The organism is Paraburkholderia translucens (genome assembly GCF_020881035.1).
In the GTDB taxonomy this organism is placed as follows: Bacteria; Pseudomonadota; Gammaproteobacteria; order Burkholderiales; family Burkholderiaceae; genus Paraburkholderia; species Paraburkholderia translucens.
This window is the reverse complement of the sequence record NZ_JAJITC010000005.1, coordinates 302,264-319,588: the sequence shown is the minus strand read 5'-3', so window position 1 is coordinate 319,588 and position 17,325 is coordinate 302,264. Positions and strand designations below refer to the sequence as shown.

Below are 17,325 nucleotides of genomic sequence, written 5' to 3'. Positions count from 1 at the left end.
CCCAGAGTCGTCAATGAAATCGCCGTTGAGATGGATCGGTGCAATCCTGGCGGCCTTAGCGGTCCTGGTCCTGCTTGTCCTGCCATTGCCTGGGTTCGTCAACCTGACCACCAGGATTGTCACCGTGGTCGCGATCGAACGACCGGACACGGTCGTTTTCGACTACGTGACGACACCCGCGCACTGGCCCGATTGGCACCCCTCGTCACTATCCGTAAGAGGCGCGACCGATCACTCGTTGAGAGTCGGCGAACAGGTCACGGAAGAATTCCGTGTCGCGGGTCGCCGCGGGAGCGTCGTGTGGACGGTTGCGGAGCGGGATCGTCCGCGCAAATGGGTGATTGTCGGCACCATAGGCGGCAAGTCCGCCGGCACGGTCAGCTATTCGCTCACTCCCGTCGCGTCCGGGACGCGATTCGAGCGCGAGTTCATCTACCGCGCACCGTCACTCTGGTTCGAGGCAGTGAATGTCCTGTTCGTGCGCGCGCGAATCCAGCAGGAATCAGACACGGCGGTCGCGCGGCTGAAAAAAACGTTGGAAACAATGCCGTAGATCTCATTGCACGACATCCACGGCCCGAGCTTCCCGGCGCTATCTGGCGCGCGCGGTGTACCACTCGACAGCGTCTTCGCCGGCGGGGATGTTGAACGGGCTCGATGGATCGGTGGCGGCGAGCCAAACGGCTTCGGCGACATCCGATGCATGCGTGACGGTCGTTTCTTTCTCCCAGTTCGCGAAAATCTGCTGCACGAGTGCACTGTACGGCTCGGGAAAGCCGTTCTTCATGCGCGCCTGCGCGTTCTCGCCGAAGCGCGTGGAAGGCGCGCGTCCCGGCAGCACGACACGCACGCGCACATTGAACTGTTCCAGTTCGAGCGCGAGCGATTCACTGAATGCGTTGACCGCCGACTTGCTCGCGGTATAGACCGACAGCAAATGCAGCGGTCTGCACGTGACGGTCGAGGTCACGTTGACGATCACGCCGTCCCGGCGCTCGCGGAATTGCGGCAACACGGCCTGTGTCATCGCGATGGTGCCCAGCGTATTGGTCTCGAAGATATCGCGCGCGGTGTCCATCGGCGTGCCTTCGAGAGCGTTCAGAAAGCCGATGCCCGCGTTGTTCACGAGCACGTCGATCGGACCGGCTGCATCGATGGCGGCGCGAATGCTTTGCGGTTCCTTCACGTCGAGCTTCAGGATCGAAAGACGATCGGAGCGCGGCAAGACATCTTCGCGCGGCGTGCGCATCGTGGCGATCACGCGCCATTCGCGATCCAGAAAATAACGCGCGATTTCGAGGCCAAATCCGGACGAGCAGCCGGTAATCAATACGGTCTTCATGTCGACTCCTGTGGTCGGTGACGGTTACTCCACGATACGTCGTGACCGGCCGGATTCGCTACAATCGAAAGTCCACGTCTCATTCGAGATCGTCCGATCATGATCGACCCGCTAGCCGAAGTCGTCACATTGCTCCAGCCGACGCCCACGTTCTCGAAAGTGGTCAGCGGAGCGGGGCGCTGGCGCGCGAGCCGCACGGAAGCCGGACAACCGTTCTATTGCGTGGTGCTCGAAGGATCGCTTCGGCTATCCGTCAACGGTTGCGAGCCGCTTATTCTTGAGGCCGATGACTTCGTGCTCGTGCCTCAGGTTTTCAGCTTCGCGATGACGAGCATCGATCCGCCCGGCGATGACGAGGTCTGCGATGTCGCGCCCGCGCAGCTGGCCGACGGCAGTTTTCGTTTCGGTGATGCATCGGCCGCGCCGCAAGCGCAATGGCTCGCGGGCCTCTGCGCGTTTGGCTCGCCCGATGCGGCCTTGCTCGTCTCGCTTCTGCCCGAACTCGTGCTCGTGCGCGGCGATAGCAGGCTAGCGACGCTCGTCAAGCTCGTGCGGGACGAATCGCGCGCGCAGCGGCCCGCGCGCGAGGTCGTGCTGGCGCGCCTGCTCGAAGTGCTCTTCATCGAAGCGTTGCGATCGACGCAAACGGGGGCATCGCCCGGTCTCGTGCGCGGCCTCGCCGATGCCCGTCTCGCGCTCGCCATCCGCCAGATGCACGAAAGCCCGGAAAAGCCCTGGACGATTGCGCAACTCGCGAAAGCCGCCGCGCTTTCACGTTCCTCTTTCTTCGATCGATTCAGCCGCGCAGTCGGCGTCGCGCCGATGGAGTATCTGTTGTCGTGGCGCATGGCCATTGCCAAAAACCTGTTGCGCCGGAACGAAGTCGGCGTCGCGACGATCGCGGCGCGCGTGGGCTATAGCTCGGCAAGCGCATTCAGCGTCGCGTTCACGCGTCATGTCGGCCTGCCGCCGACGCAATATGCTCCGAAAAGAAGCGGCATAGCCGAAGAATAACTTTCCATATTCGTTTTTCTTGGTTCTGCTGCGCCACAGCGCCGTATAGATTGTGCGTTCAAAAATTTCTAATAACCTACGCACGCTCGATATGTTCAAACGACGATTGGTAGCATTGGCCGCACTCCCATTCATTCTGGATGCCTGCGGAGGGGGCAGTATTGCGGATAGCCCAAACCCTTTGGCGACCCAGGATCAGTTGGCCGCCGAGAAACTCGCCATCGCTGTCGCTCAAGCGCCTGCGGTGATTGCGGCGAAAGCGACGCTCAAAGCGACCTGGCTGGCGGCCGCTCAGGCAACGGGCGGTGTATCGAATGAAGCGTTGACGAATCTCGACGAGGCCGTCGATGAGACCGTGTTCGCCTACGCGCTATCGCTTGCTTCGGGGGACGCCAGTGCCCCGAAGGTGGTTTCATTTCTCGCAGCTCCGCACAATTGGTACGGAATGAATGTGCCGGGATCGCGGACAACATTTGACAACCCGGACACCATCTACCGCAAGATACCGATCGACCCGGCTTCGAGCTACGTCCTCACCGGAACAGTCCACGCGCATAAGCCGGTCGATTTCAATTTCAGCCTCTATAGCAACACAAGCGCGACGCTCTCCAATCTCGCCGGCGACCAGCTCTCCACGAACGCGGACGGGAGTTTCGTCATCAACGCTGACTCGTCGTCGACCGGACCCGGCAATCATATCCAGCTCGTGTCTGGAGCAGCGTCCATCTTCGTGCGCGATACGATCAACGAATGGGGAGTACAACAGTTCAACAGTCTGGCGATAAAGCGGGTTCCGAGCGTTTCGACGCAAGCACAGAGCGCAGATACGCTGGCGGCGACTCTCGCGGCCACGCTGCAAACTCCGGCTGCCGCTGCCCAGTTCGTTGGCTATAACACCCTTGGGTACGCTCAACCCGTCAATACGCTGCCCGCACCGTCGCTTGGCGGCACCGGGGGACGCCTCGCGAACCAGGCGGCCACCTACAGCGCATTTCAACTTGCCGACGATGAAGCACTCGTCGTCAATGTCAACCTCGGCGGGGCAAAGTACTTCATCGCGCCGGCCTATGGCCGGTGGACGATTACGACCGACTACATTAACCACACCCAGACGTTGAACAACGCGCAAGCGGTGCCCAATCCGGATGGCACGTACACGTTCGTGGTCTCCCCCAAAGACCCGGGCGTCTACAACTGGGTCGATACGGTTGGTTTGCACCAGGGCTTCCTCAACCTGCGCTGGCAAGGGTTGCCGGCGACACCCGCAGCGGTGGGACCATCGGCGACGGCCCAGCTTGTGAAGCTGAGCGACCTCGGCAGCGTTCTGCCCTCGACGACGAAGTACGTTACCGCGGCGGACCGACAGGCACAATTGGCTGCGCGTGCCGCGAGTTACGCATCGCGATACGCACCCTGAGCTTTTCGCGTCGGTGTGAATGGGGCACCGCTCGGCGACGCTGGAAGTCGCCGAGCGGTGCCGTGATTCATCTGAGGACGGCTTCGGGTGTGCGCCGTGAGGGTGTTATTCCCTGCTACTTTGCTGCAAGCAATTAACGAGGCAAGACCTTTGGCCGTGATTCGAGTGCGCGATCGCAGCATTGTTCGTGCGGCAGCGTTCGTGCGCATGAACTCCGGCACGGGTACGATATCTGAATGATCATGGAGGGCGGTCATGAGCACGGCTGCCAGTTTTCATATCGGCTACGTTCAGTACCTGGGCCCCGATGGTGAGCCGGCGCAACCATTGCCTGCGTTTGCACGGGACCCGATCGCGCTGGTTCCGCTCTATCGCGCGATGGTGCTGACACGGGCCTTCGATACCAAGGCAGTTGCGCTGCAGCGTACCGGCAAGCTTGGCACCTTTGCGTCGTCGGTCGGCCAGGAGGCGATCGGCGTCGGCGTCGCCAGCGCGATGGAGCGCGACGACGTGCTGTTTCCTTCCTATCGGGATCATGCCGCGCAATTGCTGCGCGGCGTCACGATGACGGAAAGTTTGCTGTACTGGGGTGGCGACGAACGCGGCAGCGACTTCAGCGTGCCGCGCCAGGACTTCCCAAACTGTGTGCCGATCGGCACGCAGGTGTGCCACGCAGCCGGCGCGGCCTACGCGTTCCTGGTGCGTCGCGAACCGCGCGTCGCGGTGGCGATATTCGGCGACGGCGGCACCTCCAAAGGCGACTTCTATGAAGCGATGAACATGGCTGGCGTCTGGCAGGCGCCGCTCGTTCTCGTGGTCAATAACAACCAGTGGGCCATCTCGGTGCCGCGCCATCGCCAGAGCGCTGCACAGACGCTCGCGCAAAAAGCGATTGCGGCGGGAATCGATGGGTTGCAGGTCGACGGCAACGACGTCATCGCAATGCATCAGGTGGTCCACGCGGCGCTCGCGAAGGCTCGCCGCGGCGATGGCCCGACGCTGATCGAAGCACTGAGCTATCGCCTGGGCGATCACACGACAGCCGATGACGCGACCCGCTATCGCGACGCCGAGGTCCTCAGCAAGCAATGGACATACGAGCCGTTGCTGCGCTTGCGCACGTACCTCATGCATATGAACGTTTGGGACAAGGCGCAGGACGAGCAACTCGGCCGCGCGTGTCTTGCGCAGGTCGAGGAGGCCGTCGATGCGTATCTCGCGGTACCGCCGCCGGATACCTCCGCCATGTTCGATCACCTGTACGAGACCTTGCCAGAAGCGATGCGTGAGCAACTCGCCATGGCACGGCATTTCGCGCCTGCCGCGGGGAACCGCCATGGCTGACCTCAACATGGTCGAGGCGCTCAATCAGGCGCTCGCCTACGAATTGGCGCACGACCCGGCCGTCGTGCTGCTCGGCGAGGATATCGGCGTGAATGGCGGTGTGTTTCGCGCGACGGCCGGATTACAGGCGCGATTCGGCGCGCAGCGGGTGATCGATACGCCCCTGGCGGAAACCGCGATTGCGGGTACTGCGATCGGCATGGCGGCGATGGGTTTGAGGCCGGTCGTGGAGATCCAGTTCAGCGGGTTCATCTATCCGGCCATCGATCACGTTCTGAATCACGCGTCGCGATTGCGGCATCGAACACGCGGACGGCTAACGTGCCCGCTCGTGATCCGCGCGCCGTGCGGCGCAGGGATTCACGCGCCGGAGCATCATTCCGAAAGTCCTGAAGCATTGTTCACCCACATCCCCGGATTGCGTGTCGTGACACCGTCCTCTCCGGCGCGCGCTTACGGTTTGCTGCTCGCGTCGATTCGCGACCCGGACCCCGTGATCTTCTTCGAGCCGACGCGACTCTACCGGCTCTACAGGCAGCCGGTCGACGATAACGGCGAAGCACTTCCGCTCGACAGCTGCACGACGTTGCGCGTCGGATCGGACCTCACCTTGGTCAGTTGGGGCGGAGCGTTGAAGGACGTGCAGGACGCAGCCGATCTGCTTGCGCAGGAAGGCGTGATGGCCGAGGTGATCGACGTGATGACGCTCAAACCGCTCGACATGAACACCATTCTCGCGTCGGTAGCAAAAACCGGGCGCTGTGTGATCGTGCACGAAGGCTCGCGCACCGGAGGAGTTGGCGCGGAGATTGCCGCCAATATCGCCGAGCGCGGACTGTACTCGCTGCTCGCACCCGTGCAGCGCGTCACCGGCTATGACGTCGTGGTTCCGCTGTACAGACTCGAGAATCAATACATGCCAGCCGCGCAGCGCATCGTTGCCGCGGCCAGGCAGACTCTGGAGGCGTCGTGAAGCCATGAAAGTCTTCAAACTGCCCGATCTCGGAGAAGGCTTGCAGGAAGCGGAGATCGTCGAGTGGCACGTTCGGACGGGCGAAGAGGTTCGCACGGATCAGCCGCTGTTGTCAGTCGAAACGGCGAAAGCGATCGTGGAGATTCCGTCGCCGCAAGCCGGTCGGATCGCGAAGCTGTTCGGCCAGCCGGGCGATGTCGTGCATCTGGGCGCGCCGCTCGCCGCATTCGAAGGAGAAGGCGACGAAGCCGATGCCGGCACCGTGGTCGGTCACGTGGAAGTCGGCCAGCAGGTCGTGCAGGAAGCGCCGCCGGCGCCTGGCGGCACGGGTGCGGGTGCGGGCGTGATCAAGGCGATTCCGGCGGCGCGGGCGCTCGCGCGCAAGCTGGATGTCGATCTGGCGATGGTAACGCCGTCAGGGCCGGAGGGAGTCGTCACGGCGGCCGACGTGCAGCGCGTCGCGAAGGTTCTCGCCGAACTCGGGCCGCCCGAAGTGCTGCGCGGCGTGCGGCGCGCGATGGCGCAGAACATGGCGCGCGCCCAGAGCGAAGTGGCGGCGGCGACCGTCATCGACGACGCCGACATCGATGCGTGGCCGCCGCATACCGATGTCACGATCCGGCTGATCCGCGCGCTGGTGGCAGGATGCCGTGCCGAGCCGGGGCTCAATGCGTGGTTCGAGGGACACACAGGGCGACGCCACGTGCTGGGGAAGATCGATCTTGGCATTGCGGTCGATCTGCCGGATGGCCTTTTCGTGCCTGTATTGCGCGACGTCGCGCATCGCGACGCAGCGGATCTGCGCGGCGGGCTCGAGCGGATGCGCGCCGACATCCGGGCCCGCAAGATCCCGCCGGAAGAACTTCGCGGCAATACGATCACGCTGTCGAACTTCGGCATGATCGCCGGCAAATATGCGGCTCCTATTGTCGTGCCGCCCACGGTTGCGATTCTCGGAGCCGGACGCATTCACGCGCAGGTCGTGGCGGCAGCCGGCGTTCCCGCCGTGCATCGGATCTTGCCGCTGAGTCTGACATTCGATCATCGGGTCGTCACCGGCGGTGAGGCCGCGCGTTTTCTCGCCGCGACGATTGCCGATTTGCAGATGGCGCAGTAGCCGGGCGCGCCGGGTCAGGGCTTATTGCCCTGCCGCGACACGCGCATGCGCACCGCGCCCACTTGATGCCCACGCGACCGACATACCCGCGCCGAGCAGTGTGAGACAGACGACAGGCACCAGCATCGGCGCGCTCGCGTTGCCGGCCAGTTTTCCGACGTAGGGCATCAGGTTCTGCGCAAAGAAGCCGCCCAGGTTACCAATGGAATTGATTGCCGCGATGCTCGCCGCTGCGCGCGCGCCCGTGAAGAAACGCGGCGGCAGTGACCAGAAGCACGGATACAGCAACGGAATGCACGCGCCGCCCAGCACGAGCGCGGCGAATCGCAGCGGCAAACCCGGCAGCACGAGACTCAGCGCGAAGCCGATGACGCCGATGCTCGCCACCGCCGTCATCGCCTTGAGCACGACGCCTTCGCGCTTGAGCTTCGCGGGCAGCCAGAGCAGAAGCAGCGCGGAAAGCATCCAGGGGATCATGTTGAGCAATCCATTCATTGAATGCGAGACACCGCTACTCTTTAGAAGCGTCGGCATCCAGTAGGTCACGCCATAGAGCGACGTCGACATCATCATGTAGCCGCCCGCGAACATCAGCACGCGCTTGTCGACGAGCGCGCGCCACGGGTGTTCGGAAACGGCTTCGGCTGGCGTTTCACGCTTGAGCGCAGCCACCATCAGGTTCTTTTCGGCGCCGGAAAGAAACGGCGCATGCTCGAGCGATTCCGGCAGATAGCGCAGCGCAATCAACGCGATGACGATAGCCGGCACGCCCGTCGCCACGAACACCCACTGCCAGCCTGCCAGACCAAGGTTGCCGTCGAGCGACAGCAGCAAACCGCCCGCGAGCGAGCCAAGCATGTTGGCAAGCGCACTGCCGAGCGTGAAGAAGCCGAGCATGCGCGTGCGATGGCTCTGCGGAAACCACAGCGTCAGATAGAAGATCACGCCAGGATAGAAGCCGGCTTCGGCAACGCCCAGTGCGAACCGGAGCACGTAGAAGAGCCCCATCGAATGCGTAAAGGCCATCGCCACCGTGACGGCGCCCCACGTCACCATGATTCGCGCGAGCCACAGGCGTGCGCCGTAGCGATGCAGCGCGAGCGTGCTCGGCACTTCGAACATCAGATAGCCGATGAAGAAGAGCGAAGCGCCCAAGCCATACGACGCTTCGGACATCCCGAGCGCATGCACCATCTGCAGCTTGGCGAAGCCGACGTTCTGTCTATCGATGAAGGCGATCAGGAACATCACGATCAGAAGCGGCATAAGCCGCCACGCGATTTTCGTCACGACGGCCTGCTCGGTGGGCGGGGTTGGGCTCACAAACAATCTCCGGTTAAATTCATATATATGTTTGCTTGGCTTGCCTAGATCGGCAATGGGTATTAACCCGTTATGCCACGTAGATTAGGCATTCTAGGGTTACTACCAAGCCGACGGGACACTAACTCATGCAATCATATATATGAATCTGAGGGGAGGCGAAGATGCAAGCTAGTGACCGGCTACCGCGCTACCAGCGCCTGCGCGATGAAATGGTGGCTTTGATCGCGGCCCGCCACTGGCGGCCGGGTGAAGCCATTCCCACCGAGCAGGCGCTCGCCAGGAGCTATGACGTGGCTGTGGGCACGGTCCGCAAGGCGGTGGATCTGCTCGTCGCCGAGGGCTTGCTGGAGCGCTTTCAGGGCAGGGGGACATTCGTTCGCCGCGCCACCTTTGACAGCTCGCTGTTCCGTTTCTTCCGTTTCCAGACGCGACAAGGCGAGCGGCGCATTCCCGAAAGCCGCATCCTGCGCCGCGATGTCGTCGATGCACCGTCCGCCGTCGCCGCGACATTGCAGCTATCGAGTAGCGCCCGGGTCATCCAGATGTCGCGTCTTCGTCTGATCGACGGCGTGCCGATGCTCGCCGAAGAGATATGGCTGCCCTACGTCCGCTTTGCCGCGTTCGCGCAACTCGAGCTGACGGAGATCGGCGACCTGCTGTACCCGGTGTACGAGGCGACCTGCAACCAGGTCGTGGCCACTGCGACGGAAACATTGACCGTGGAAGCGATCGGCCCGCAGCACGCGCGGCTCCTGCAGATCGAGCCGGGTACGCCCGCCGTGGTGATCGAGCGGCTCGCGTACGGATACGACCGGCAGCCCCTCGAATGGCGGCGCTCGCGCGGTCCCGCCAGCGAATTCATCTATCAGGCCGAGATCCGCTGACGCTCGCCCTATAACAAAACGACGATCCCCACGAACGGATCGCGAACGCAGGAGACAGCCATGTTCAAGTGGTTTGGCGAAATATCGGGCAGTGAGCGACGTACGTTCTGGGCGTGCTTCGGCGGATGGGCACTCGATTCACTCGATGTGCAGATGTTCAGCCTCGTGATTCCGGCCATCGTCGCGCAGTGGTCGATCAGTCACACGCAAGCGGGGCTGGTGAGCGGAGCCACGCTGGTTGCGTCCGCGCTCGGCGGGTGGGTGGCGGGCATGGTGTCCGACCGGCTCGGGCGCGTCAAGACGCTGCAATGGACGGTCGCGTTCTTCTCCGTGTTCACGTTTCTTTGTGCATTCGCGCAGAATTATCCGCAGTTTCTCTTCCTGAAAACCTTGCAGGGCTTCGGATTTGGCGGAGAGTGGGCCGCTGGCGCCGTTCTGATGGCGGAAACGATTCGCAACGAGCATCGCGGCAAGGCGATGGGCAGCGTGCAAAGCGCATGGGCCGTCGGTTGGGGCGCGGCGGTGCTGCTTTATGCGCTGATGTTCTCGGTGCTGCCGGGCGAGACGGCGTGGCGCGCGATGTTTGCAATCGGCATCGTGCCGGCGCTCCTGATCCTCTATGTTCGACGTGGCGTGCAGGAACCAGTGCCGCTCGCGCGCGAAGCGCATCAACAGGATGCGCCGACTTCTGGACCAGGTGTCGGCATCTTTGCTCCGCAAGTACTGCGCATGACGCTCATTGGCGCATTGCTCGGTGTCGGCGCGCATGGCGGATACTACGCGCTGATGACCTGGCTTCCGACGTTTCTGAAGACCGAACGCCACCTGTCCGTGCTCGGCACGGGGGGCTATCTCGCCGTCGTGATCGTCGCGTTCTTTTGCGGATGCCTCGCGAGCGCCCAATTGCTCGACCGAATCGGGCGACGCAGGACCATCCTCCTGTTTGCGGTCTGCTGCGTGCTGACCGTGGTCGCTTACCTGTTCCTGCCACTCGGCAATGCTGCGATGCTGTTCTTCGGCTTTCCGCTCGGTTTCTTCGCGGCAGGCATTCCGGCGAGCATGGGCGCGCTGTTCACCGAGCTCTATCCGCGTGGCATTCGCGGCACAGGCGTCGGGTTTTGCTACAACTTCGGCCGCGTCGTATCGGCAGGATTTCCGGTGCTCGTTGGCCACATGTCGGAGAACATGCCGCTCGGAACGGCCATCGGCATCGATGCGGGGCTGGCTTACGCGATCGTGGTGCTGTCAGTGCTCATGCTGCCGGAGACGCGCGGCAGCGCCCTCGGTGACGTGACGCCTGAGGGTGGGCATGCAGGTACGCTGTTTCGGGCACATCGAAATTGAAAAGGACCATTGTCGCGAAGTCACGAAGGATCATCGAGGAACCTCAATGATGGAGAAGCAGGGGCCGGACGCATATCAAACACTGGCAGTGCACCGTCCGTCCCACATCACGTTGATTGATGCGCATGCGCATGTTTTCGAGCGCGGCTTGTCGCTGGCACGACAGCGCCGCTACGCACCCGACTACGATGCGCCGCTGGACGCGTACCTCGCGCAACTGGATGAGCACGGCGTGTCGCACGGTGTACTGGTGCAGCCCAGCTTTCTCGGCACCGATTGCAGTTATCTGCTCGACGCGTTACGTCGTGCGCCTGAACGGCTGCGCGGGGTCGCCGTCATAGAGCCGGACTGCGAACGTGACACGTTGACGGCGATGGCGCGCGCGGGAATCGTCGGAATCCGCCTGAATCTCATCGGACATGCCGATTTGCCGCTGCATCGCTGGGTGAGTGCGCAAACGCTCATGCATGTCCGGGAACTGGGATGGCATGTCGAAGTGCACGCCGAAGCGGCACGTCTAGAGCACATTGTCCGGCCGCTTCTGGATGAAGGCATGAATGTGGTGGTCGATCATTTTGGCCGGCCAGACCCCACTCGAGGCACAGATGCTCCGGGCTTTCGCCGTCTTCTCGGACTTGCGGACACGCAGCGCGTGTGGGTGAAGGTGTCGGCTGCCTATCGAAACTGGCAGAACATGGAGCACGACCACCATGATGTGCGTGAGGCGGTTCAGCTTCTGACAAAGGCATTCAGCGTGAACCGTCTGATGTGGGGCAGCGACTGGCCCCATACGCAGTTCGAGACACAGGTGAATTTCGCACGCACGCTCGGCCTGCTGCACGCGATTTTTCCCGATCAAAAGGAGCGACGTGCGATAGTCGCGGACACGGCCGCGAAGCTTTACAGGTTCGAGGCGATGTAGGTCTGTCGCGGCAACGCCGGGCGGCGCGGCGTTCATGACGCGTGAGGAGAAGGCGTGTCGACGGGCGCTATCGGTGGCTGTTTGTTGGGGGGTATGATGCAGTGGGCCGACGCATCGTTCTACATCACCTCTGGGCGGCAATCGTATCTCCTGGGACGAGATGCGGTAGGGCGCCAGGCCAAATTCGAAACAATAAGAAACTGAGAGACAACAAATGGAGCAGTCATCCGAGGGGCTCACTCCGGGGTATGGCGCATCTGTCGGCCAGCTACCATCGTTTCGCTGGACCCGGGACGCCGGGGCGTTGATGCTGGCACTGGCGGTGACGACAGTCACGTGCCTTGCCAGCGGGACGCTCAAGACCATGGCCGGCGAAATCGCGCCTATCTGGCTGACCAATGCGGTCCTCCTCGCACAGATGATGGTGGCGCCGCCGAGGCAGCGATATTGGGTGTTTGCCGGCGGTGTGCTCGGCAATCTCGCTGCCAATCTCATCTTTGGAGAAAGCATCGGGGTGTGTTTGTCCTATTCGTCCGCCGATATCCTCGAGGTATTGGTGGCGTTTGTGTTTGCCCCGCGCATCTCGACCGTCGCCGAACTGATTCGTCCGAGGACGCTCGTCCGATTTCTGGCCGGCGGTGTCTTGCTCGCGCCCATTGCGTCCGGGTTGATTGCGACGACCCTGCTGCGCGGTCAACTCAGCGGGTATCAGCTGCCGAATCTGGCCAACTGGTTCGTCTCGGATGCCTTGAGTCTCGCGATTTTCACGCCGGCGGCCGTAGTCTTGTGGACCGGGGAAGTGACGCATCTTCTGCGTGCCGACCGCCGCAAAAAAACGGCCTTTCTGTTGCTTCTGGTTTGTGTCGTTACAGCGGGCGTATTCGGGCAAAGCCGCTTCGAGCTGCTTTACTGGGCGCTCTCGCCTATCGTGCTGCTGGCCTTTTTCGCCGACCTCGCCGGCGTACTGGTTGGTTTGCTGCTGTGCCTGGCCATCGCGGTGTCGTTCACGATGCACGGGTCAGGACCGCTCTGGATGCTTCCGTATCAAAGCATGCAGGGCCGCATCTTCGCTCTGCAACTCTTCCTCGTCGCCGCGCTTGGCATTGCGTTACCTGTCAGCGCCACCCAAATTCAACGGAACCGTCTCATCGCGCTGCTTCGCGAGGGCGAGCGGCGATATCGAATTCTCGCTGAGAACGCGACCGACATCGTAATGAGCATGGCGCTCGACGGCACGCTCACGTACGTTTCGCCGCGGGCGACTGCAGTGATGGGAATTGCCCCCGAGAGCCTCATCGGAATGCGTTATCCGGATCTTGTTCTGTCCGACGACCGCGATGCACTGGCCAGGGCCATTGACAACCTGGGGACGGGCGCGACCGAGGCTTACCAGGTCAGTCGCTTCCGGCGTCCGGACGGTCGTGTCCTGTGGATGGAAACGAACCTTCGCCCCGTCATCGACGCATTTTCCGGCAAACCGGAGGCGCTCACGGCCACCGCTCATGACATCACGGAGCGCAAAGTGGCGGAGCAGCGCCTTGCGGACGAGCGAGTCGAACTGCACGGACTCGCCTTTCGCGACGGCCTGACAGGTCTGTTCAATCGTCGGCACTTCGACCGCGAACTGGCATTCCAATGGCGACAGGAGGCCCGGACCGACAAGCGCGGATTCGTGGCGGTTGTGATGGCCGATGTGGATGCCTACAAAAGCTACAACGACCACTATGGGCACCGGGCTGGCGATGAGTGTCTGCGCGCGATTGCACAAGCCATTGCCGCTTCGGCAAGACGACCGTCAGACGTGGTGGCCCGCTACGGGGGCGAAGAATTCGGATTGATCCTGAAGGAAACCGACCAGCAGGGCGCGCTGGTAGTCGCCGAGCGCATCCGGTTGGGTGTGGAAAATCTGCGGATTCCCCACGCGGGAAGCGATACGGGCATCGTCACGATCAGCCTTGGCGTAGCGGTGCAACGGGCAGCCGATGGCGGCGATGGCAGCGTTCTGGTTGAGGCGGCTGACCGAGCGCTTTATACCGCCAAACGGCGCGGGCGGAATCAGACCGGCGTGGCGCACGTCGATGGCGTCGACGGTGCATTTGGCTAGTGTCAACGCCGCGTGGATTGTTGGCCGGCGCGCCGGCTCCCGTGGCGCAAGGCCAAAAGACCCGTGCGGCGCGAGCGTAAGAGTAGGGAAGCCGTGCTGGGCTCGCGCACGCGGCGGCTATTCAACGTCTATTTCGAGCGTCTCGAACTCGATCGCCAGTTCCGCGCCAGCCGTTGCGAGAACTATCGCTACTTGAGATCCCGGCGTGCGAGAAAAGCGCTCGCTTTTTGAGAGCATGGCGAGCGCGAGATCGTAATTTGTGTCTTCCGGCTTGAGAGTTTTTATCTCGAAGACGATATTGTTGGACACGCTGAAATGTTCGACGGTGCAACGACTGGTTCCGCTAAAAATGACGGTTGCGCGCTTCCCCTCATATTCCAACATGATGATGAGTTTATGCCTGTCGCGAACGGCAAGAGCGTCGATATTCCAGTCGTGGAAATATTCAAGTTCTTTCAGCTTGTCCATCAAAAATCCCTTTACCAAGGTACCAGAGAAAACGCATTTCCCTTACCTCTAACGCCGTTGTCCCAATTATGGGAGTGCGGAATCCCGAAGCCGTGATCGTGGCCGAAATCAATATCGACGGCCGCGTTACCGTTTCCGTCATATAGGCGCCATTGTTTCTTTCCCGATGTATTTTCCAGCCATTGGTTAGGTGGCCCTCCTTCTGAGGGTAACCACGCCGTTTGGATTTCGTCGCCCGAAGGCATGTCCTCGCTGTACTCGAACGGTTGAGCGTCCCGTAATGAGCTAGCACCGGGAGAATACGACGGCGTACCGACATTCTGCGGCACGCCAGTGCTGTTGCCGTACAGCAAATTTGTCGTGTCCCATTCGGCTGCTTGTTGCGTACGGAGGGCTAGCGCCGAACTCTTCTCCCTCTGCTCGCGGATCGCCTGGACGCACTTGCGCATTTCATACCGCTCTGGCACAAAGAGCAGGTTACCGTCCTTCACTTCGTTGTACAGGGCTCTGGCGACCTCGTGATCGTCCATCCTGTTCATGAGGAATCGGTTGTCACTTCGACCAAGCATATCGCGCAGTTCGTGCGACCGATGGGACAGCAGCGCGGATGGACTGTGTTGCAGCCACGCTGCGCGCGTCGAATGCCACGCCAACACATCTACCTCGAGTGATCATCCGAAGTGGCCGCCTTCGTCCCGGTGAACACTTGCATATGTTTTATCCCGACCATGGAGACGGCGCGGCGACGCAGGTTCCGATCGAACGCAGCAGCACATTTCCGGTCACGCTTTGTCCCGCCCACGTCTGTCCCCCGCGATACGCTGTAGGCGATAACGAGACCAGGTCGATGCGCGTCGATCTGTATCGAAGCGACTGGAGGAATTCTTTCTGTTATATGGCTCTGGGGATTGTCTGCTAGAGGCAAGTGCTGCATCGTATCCGACGATGCCGATGGCGTGCTCAATCGTGCATGTCAATTCCGAGTTCTTTTGAAACTTTCGATAAAAGAAACCGGCTTTATGAACAAGACTGCAAATCCGGTTTCATAGCGGGAGTAACATCTAAGCCGTCCGCTGCCCCCCCGCAATCACCCGCTCCAACGAGAGCTTCAAATGACGCTGCATTGCCGCTTGCGCCTGAATCGCGTCATGCGCTTCAAGCGCCTCCAGAATCACGAGATGTTCGTCGGGCACTGCGCTCCACGTCGTTTCGTTCTCGAAGTGGCCGCGCAGCTTTTCCGACAGCGGACTATGCCGCGCATCGAATAGCGAACTGACGGTGCGCACGAGCACTTCGTTGCCGGACATCTGCGCGATGGCGAGATGGAACGCGCGATCGGACGCGACCGGAATTCTGCCGGCCTTCACTTCGCGCTGCATCTCGTCGTAGATGGCGCGCAGCATCTTCAGGTCTTTCGGTTTGCAGAACGGTGCGACGCTCGCGACGATCGAGCCTTCGATCAAACAGCGCGCGCCAAGGATGTCCAGCAGGCTGTCGCCGAGTTCTGCCTGCGACAGCGACGCGCCATTCTGCGCGGACGGCGCCGCGCACACATAGACGCCCGAGCCCATGCGAATCTCGACGAGCCCTTCGAGTTCGAGCGCGACCAGTGCCTCGCGCACCGACGGCCGCGACACGCCGAGTGTCTCGGCCAGCGCACGCTCGGGCGGCAGGCGGCCGTTCGGCGCGAAATCCGGCTGAGCGATCAGATCGCGCAATTTTTCCGCGATCTGAAGATAGAGACGGCGAGTGTCGGCAGGTTTGGCGGTCACGAGACGTTTTCCGGCAAGAGAGCTTGTACAAGCCCGATAGGGCGAGCGCCGATTGTAGATGGAAGCGCCCGGCGCACAAACGGGGGCGCAGCGGCAGCCTTCGGGGTTTCCCCAAATTCACGTAAATTGGCTTGACCAGTATCGCATACACCGTTATTTTTGCAAATTGGTAAGGCCGGTAGGCGACCCGCGAGTCGTCTGCCGGCTCGTTTCGCATCCCGATTCCCGATCAATTCCTCCACGACGATGAAGACAATCATTTGCGAACAACCCGGCCAGCTCGCGCTCGCCGAACGTGCGATACCCAAGCCCGGCCCCGACGATGTGCTGATCCGCATCCGGCGAGTCGGCATCTGCGGTACCGACTTCCATATCTTCACCGGCAATCAGCCGTACCTGTCGTACCCGCGTGTGATGGGGCACGAGCTTGCCGGTATCGTCGAGGTGGCGCCGCCCGGCGCGCGCGTCGCGACCGGAGATCAGGTCTACGTGATGCCTTATCTGTCGTGCGGGCGCTGCGTGGCCTGCCGCGCGGGCAAGGGCAATTGCTGCGTGAACATCCGCGTGCTCGGCGTCCATACCGACGGCGGCATGACCGAATACCTCGCGGTGCCGCAGGCATTCGTCTTCAAGGCCGACGGCGTGACGCTCGACGAAGCCGCGATGCTCGAGTTTCTCGCGATCGGCGCACACGCCGTCGCGCGCGCCGACGTGCAGGCTGCGCAGCGCGTGCTGGTCGTCGGGGCCGGTCCGATCGGCATGGCCGCGACGATCTTCGCGAAGCTGCGCGGCGCCGAGCTCACCGTGCTCGATGGCCGCGCGGATCGCTTGTCGGTGTGCGCCGGTGCGTTGCAGGCGGATCACACGGTGCTGCTCGACACGAGCGACGCCGCAACCGATGCCGCCGAACTCGCCGCGCTGACCGATAACGAATTTTTCGACGTGGTGTTCGACGCCACCGGCAACGTGAAGGCGATGGAGCGCGGGTTGCAGTTCGTCGCGCATGGCGGCAAGTACGTGCTGGTGTCGATCGTCAGCGAGCGCATTTCGTTTGCCGATCCCGAGTTTCACAAGCGCGAAACGACCTTGCTCGCGAGCCGCAATGCGACGGTCGCCGATTTCGAAACGGTGCTCGCCGCAATGCGCGCGGGCAAGATTCCGACGGCGGCGCTCAATACGCATGTGGTCGAACTCGGCAATCTGCCGAGCGAGTTTCCCAAGCTGCTGAAACCGGATGCCGGCGTCATCAAGGCGCTGGTCGCCTGTTGAGCGAGCGGGGACAACCGACGATGCGGACC

The 17,325-nt window shown here is 62.2% G+C and carries 16 protein-coding genes; 11 read left to right on the top strand and 5 right to left on the bottom strand.

Translation table 11 applies throughout. The annotated features are described in order from the left end of the window. Positions 1-13: 13 nt before the first annotated feature. The gene (locus tag LJ655_RS11610; protein ID WP_230561380.1) at positions 14-553 is read left to right on the top strand and encodes an SRPBCC family protein; all 540 of its coding nucleotides are present in this window, start codon (positions 14-16) and stop codon (positions 551-553) included. Positions 554-592: 39 nt separating this feature from the next. Here LJ655_RS11610 and LJ655_RS11605 read toward each other — a convergent pair whose 3' ends face one another. Then, positions 593-1,342 (bottom strand): SDR family oxidoreductase, encoded by a 750-nt coding sequence (locus LJ655_RS11605; RefSeq protein ID WP_230561379.1) that lies wholly within the window; start codon positions 1,340-1,342, stop codon positions 593-595. 99 nt (positions 1,343-1,441) lie between these two features. Between LJ655_RS11605 and LJ655_RS11600 the strand changes: the two genes are divergently transcribed. From LJ655_RS11600 to LJ655_RS11580, 5 genes are all read left to right on the top strand, one after another. Next, positions 1,442-2,356: an AraC family transcriptional regulator gene (locus tag LJ655_RS11600; RefSeq protein ID WP_230561378.1), complete on the top strand. Its 915-nt coding sequence runs from the start codon at positions 1,442-1,444 to the stop codon at positions 2,354-2,356. A 181-nt stretch (positions 2,357-2,537) separates the two neighbouring features. After that, the gene (locus LJ655_RS11595; RefSeq protein WP_230561377.1) at positions 2,538-3,773 is read left to right on the top strand and encodes a DUF1214 domain-containing protein; all 1,236 of its coding nucleotides are present in this window, start codon (positions 2,538-2,540) and stop codon (positions 3,771-3,773) included. 255 nt (positions 3,774-4,028) lie between these two features. Further along, entirely contained in the window at positions 4,029-5,117 is a 1,089-nt protein-coding gene (pdhA, locus tag LJ655_RS11590; protein ID WP_230561376.1) for a pyruvate dehydrogenase (acetyl-transferring) E1 component subunit alpha, read from the top strand. Next, positions 5,110-6,090, top strand: coding sequence for an alpha-ketoacid dehydrogenase subunit beta (locus tag LJ655_RS11585; RefSeq protein ID WP_230561375.1), 981 nt, complete (start codon positions 5,110-5,112; stop codon positions 6,088-6,090). The genes pdhA and LJ655_RS11585 overlap by 8 nt, the downstream gene beginning before the upstream one ends. Before the next feature lie 4 nt (positions 6,091-6,094). Beyond that, positions 6,095-7,207 (top strand): dihydrolipoamide acetyltransferase family protein, encoded by a 1,113-nt coding sequence (locus tag LJ655_RS11580; RefSeq protein ID WP_230561374.1) that lies wholly within the window; start codon positions 6,095-6,097, stop codon positions 7,205-7,207. 21 nt (positions 7,208-7,228) lie between these two features. Here LJ655_RS11580 and LJ655_RS11575 read toward each other — a convergent pair whose 3' ends face one another. Further along, a complete protein-coding gene (locus LJ655_RS11575) occupies positions 7,229-8,473 on the bottom strand; it encodes an MFS transporter (protein WP_230561529.1) in 1,245 nt (414 codons plus the stop codon). Between the two features lie 221 nt (positions 8,474-8,694). Here LJ655_RS11575 and LJ655_RS11570 point away from each other — a divergent pair, with 221 nt between their 5' ends. From LJ655_RS11570 to LJ655_RS11555, 4 genes are all read left to right on the top strand, one after another. Then, entirely contained in the window at positions 8,695-9,417 is a 723-nt protein-coding gene (locus LJ655_RS11570; RefSeq protein ID WP_230561373.1) for a GntR family transcriptional regulator, read from the top strand. Between the two features lie 60 nt (positions 9,418-9,477). Continuing rightward, a complete protein-coding gene (locus LJ655_RS11565; RefSeq protein ID WP_230561372.1) occupies positions 9,478-10,761 on the top strand; it encodes an MFS transporter in 1,284 nt (427 codons plus the stop codon). A gap of 46 nt (positions 10,762-10,807) precedes the next feature. After that, positions 10,808-11,683, top strand: a complete 876-nt coding sequence (locus LJ655_RS11560; protein WP_230561371.1) for an amidohydrolase family protein — start codon at positions 10,808-10,810, stop codon at positions 11,681-11,683. Between the two features lie 214 nt (positions 11,684-11,897). Beyond that, positions 11,898-13,787: a bifunctional diguanylate cyclase/phosphodiesterase gene (locus LJ655_RS11555; RefSeq protein ID WP_230561370.1), complete on the top strand. Its 1,890-nt coding sequence runs from the start codon at positions 11,898-11,900 to the stop codon at positions 13,785-13,787. A 117-nt stretch (positions 13,788-13,904) separates the two neighbouring features. On the opposite strand, the gene LJ655_RS11550 is transcribed toward LJ655_RS11555, so the two are convergent. From LJ655_RS11550 to LJ655_RS11540, 3 genes are all read right to left on the bottom strand, one after another. Further along, complete coding sequence (locus tag LJ655_RS11550) at positions 13,905-14,255, bottom strand: hypothetical protein (RefSeq protein ID WP_230561369.1); 351 nt, start codon at positions 14,253-14,255, stop codon at positions 13,905-13,907. An 11-nt stretch (positions 14,256-14,266) separates the two neighbouring features. Then, entirely contained in the window at positions 14,267-14,794 is a 528-nt protein-coding gene (locus tag LJ655_RS11545; RefSeq protein WP_230561368.1) for a hypothetical protein, read from the bottom strand. A 522-nt stretch (positions 14,795-15,316) separates the two neighbouring features. Further along, positions 15,317-16,027, bottom strand: coding sequence for a FadR/GntR family transcriptional regulator (locus tag LJ655_RS11540; RefSeq protein WP_230561367.1), 711 nt, complete (start codon positions 16,025-16,027; stop codon positions 15,317-15,319). Positions 16,028-16,273: 246 nt separating this feature from the next. Here LJ655_RS11540 and LJ655_RS11535 point away from each other — a divergent pair, with 246 nt between their 5' ends. After that, the gene (locus LJ655_RS11535; RefSeq protein ID WP_230561366.1) at positions 16,274-17,296 is read left to right on the top strand and encodes a zinc-binding alcohol dehydrogenase family protein; all 1,023 of its coding nucleotides are present in this window, start codon (positions 16,274-16,276) and stop codon (positions 17,294-17,296) included. The last annotated feature ends 29 nt before the right edge of the window (positions 17,297-17,325 follow it).

Bases quoted from the DNA above. Each gene is read 5' to 3' on its own strand.
- LJ655_RS11575 (WP_230561529.1), bottom strand. From the start codon at position 8,473: ATGCCGCTTCTGATCGTGATGTTCCTGATCGCCTTCATCGATAGACAG.
- LJ655_RS11610 (WP_230561380.1), top strand. From the start codon at position 14: ATGAAATCGCCGTTGAGATGGATCGGTGCAATCCTGGCGGCCTTAGCG.
- LJ655_RS11545 (WP_230561368.1), bottom strand. From the start codon at position 14,794: ATGAACAGGATGGACGATCACGAGGTCGCCAGAGCCCTGTACAACGAA.
- LJ655_RS11605 (WP_230561379.1), bottom strand. From the start codon at position 1,342: ATGAAGACCGTATTGATTACCGGCTGCTCGTCCGGATTTGGCCTCGAA.
- LJ655_RS11565 (WP_230561372.1), top strand. From the start codon at position 9,478: ATGTTCAAGTGGTTTGGCGAAATATCGGGCAGTGAGCGACGTACGTTC.
- LJ655_RS11555 (WP_230561370.1), top strand. From the start codon at position 11,898: ATGGAGCAGTCATCCGAGGGGCTCACTCCGGGGTATGGCGCATCTGTC.
- LJ655_RS11600 (WP_230561378.1), top strand. From the start codon at position 1,442: ATGATCGACCCGCTAGCCGAAGTCGTCACATTGCTCCAGCCGACGCCC.
- LJ655_RS11560 (WP_230561371.1), top strand. From the start codon at position 10,808: ATGATGGAGAAGCAGGGGCCGGACGCATATCAAACACTGGCAGTGCAC.
- LJ655_RS11580 (WP_230561374.1), top strand. From the start codon at position 6,095: ATGAAAGTCTTCAAACTGCCCGATCTCGGAGAAGGCTTGCAGGAAGCG.
- LJ655_RS11535 (WP_230561366.1), top strand. From the start codon at position 16,274: ATGAAGACAATCATTTGCGAACAACCCGGCCAGCTCGCGCTCGCCGAA.
- LJ655_RS11570 (WP_230561373.1), top strand. From the start codon at position 8,695: ATGCAAGCTAGTGACCGGCTACCGCGCTACCAGCGCCTGCGCGATGAA.
- LJ655_RS11585 (WP_230561375.1), top strand. From the start codon at position 5,110: ATGGCTGACCTCAACATGGTCGAGGCGCTCAATCAGGCGCTCGCCTAC.
- pdhA (WP_230561376.1), top strand. From the start codon at position 4,029: ATGAGCACGGCTGCCAGTTTTCATATCGGCTACGTTCAGTACCTGGGC.
- LJ655_RS11550 (WP_230561369.1), bottom strand. From the start codon at position 14,255: ATGGACAAGCTGAAAGAACTTGAATATTTCCACGACTGGAATATCGAC.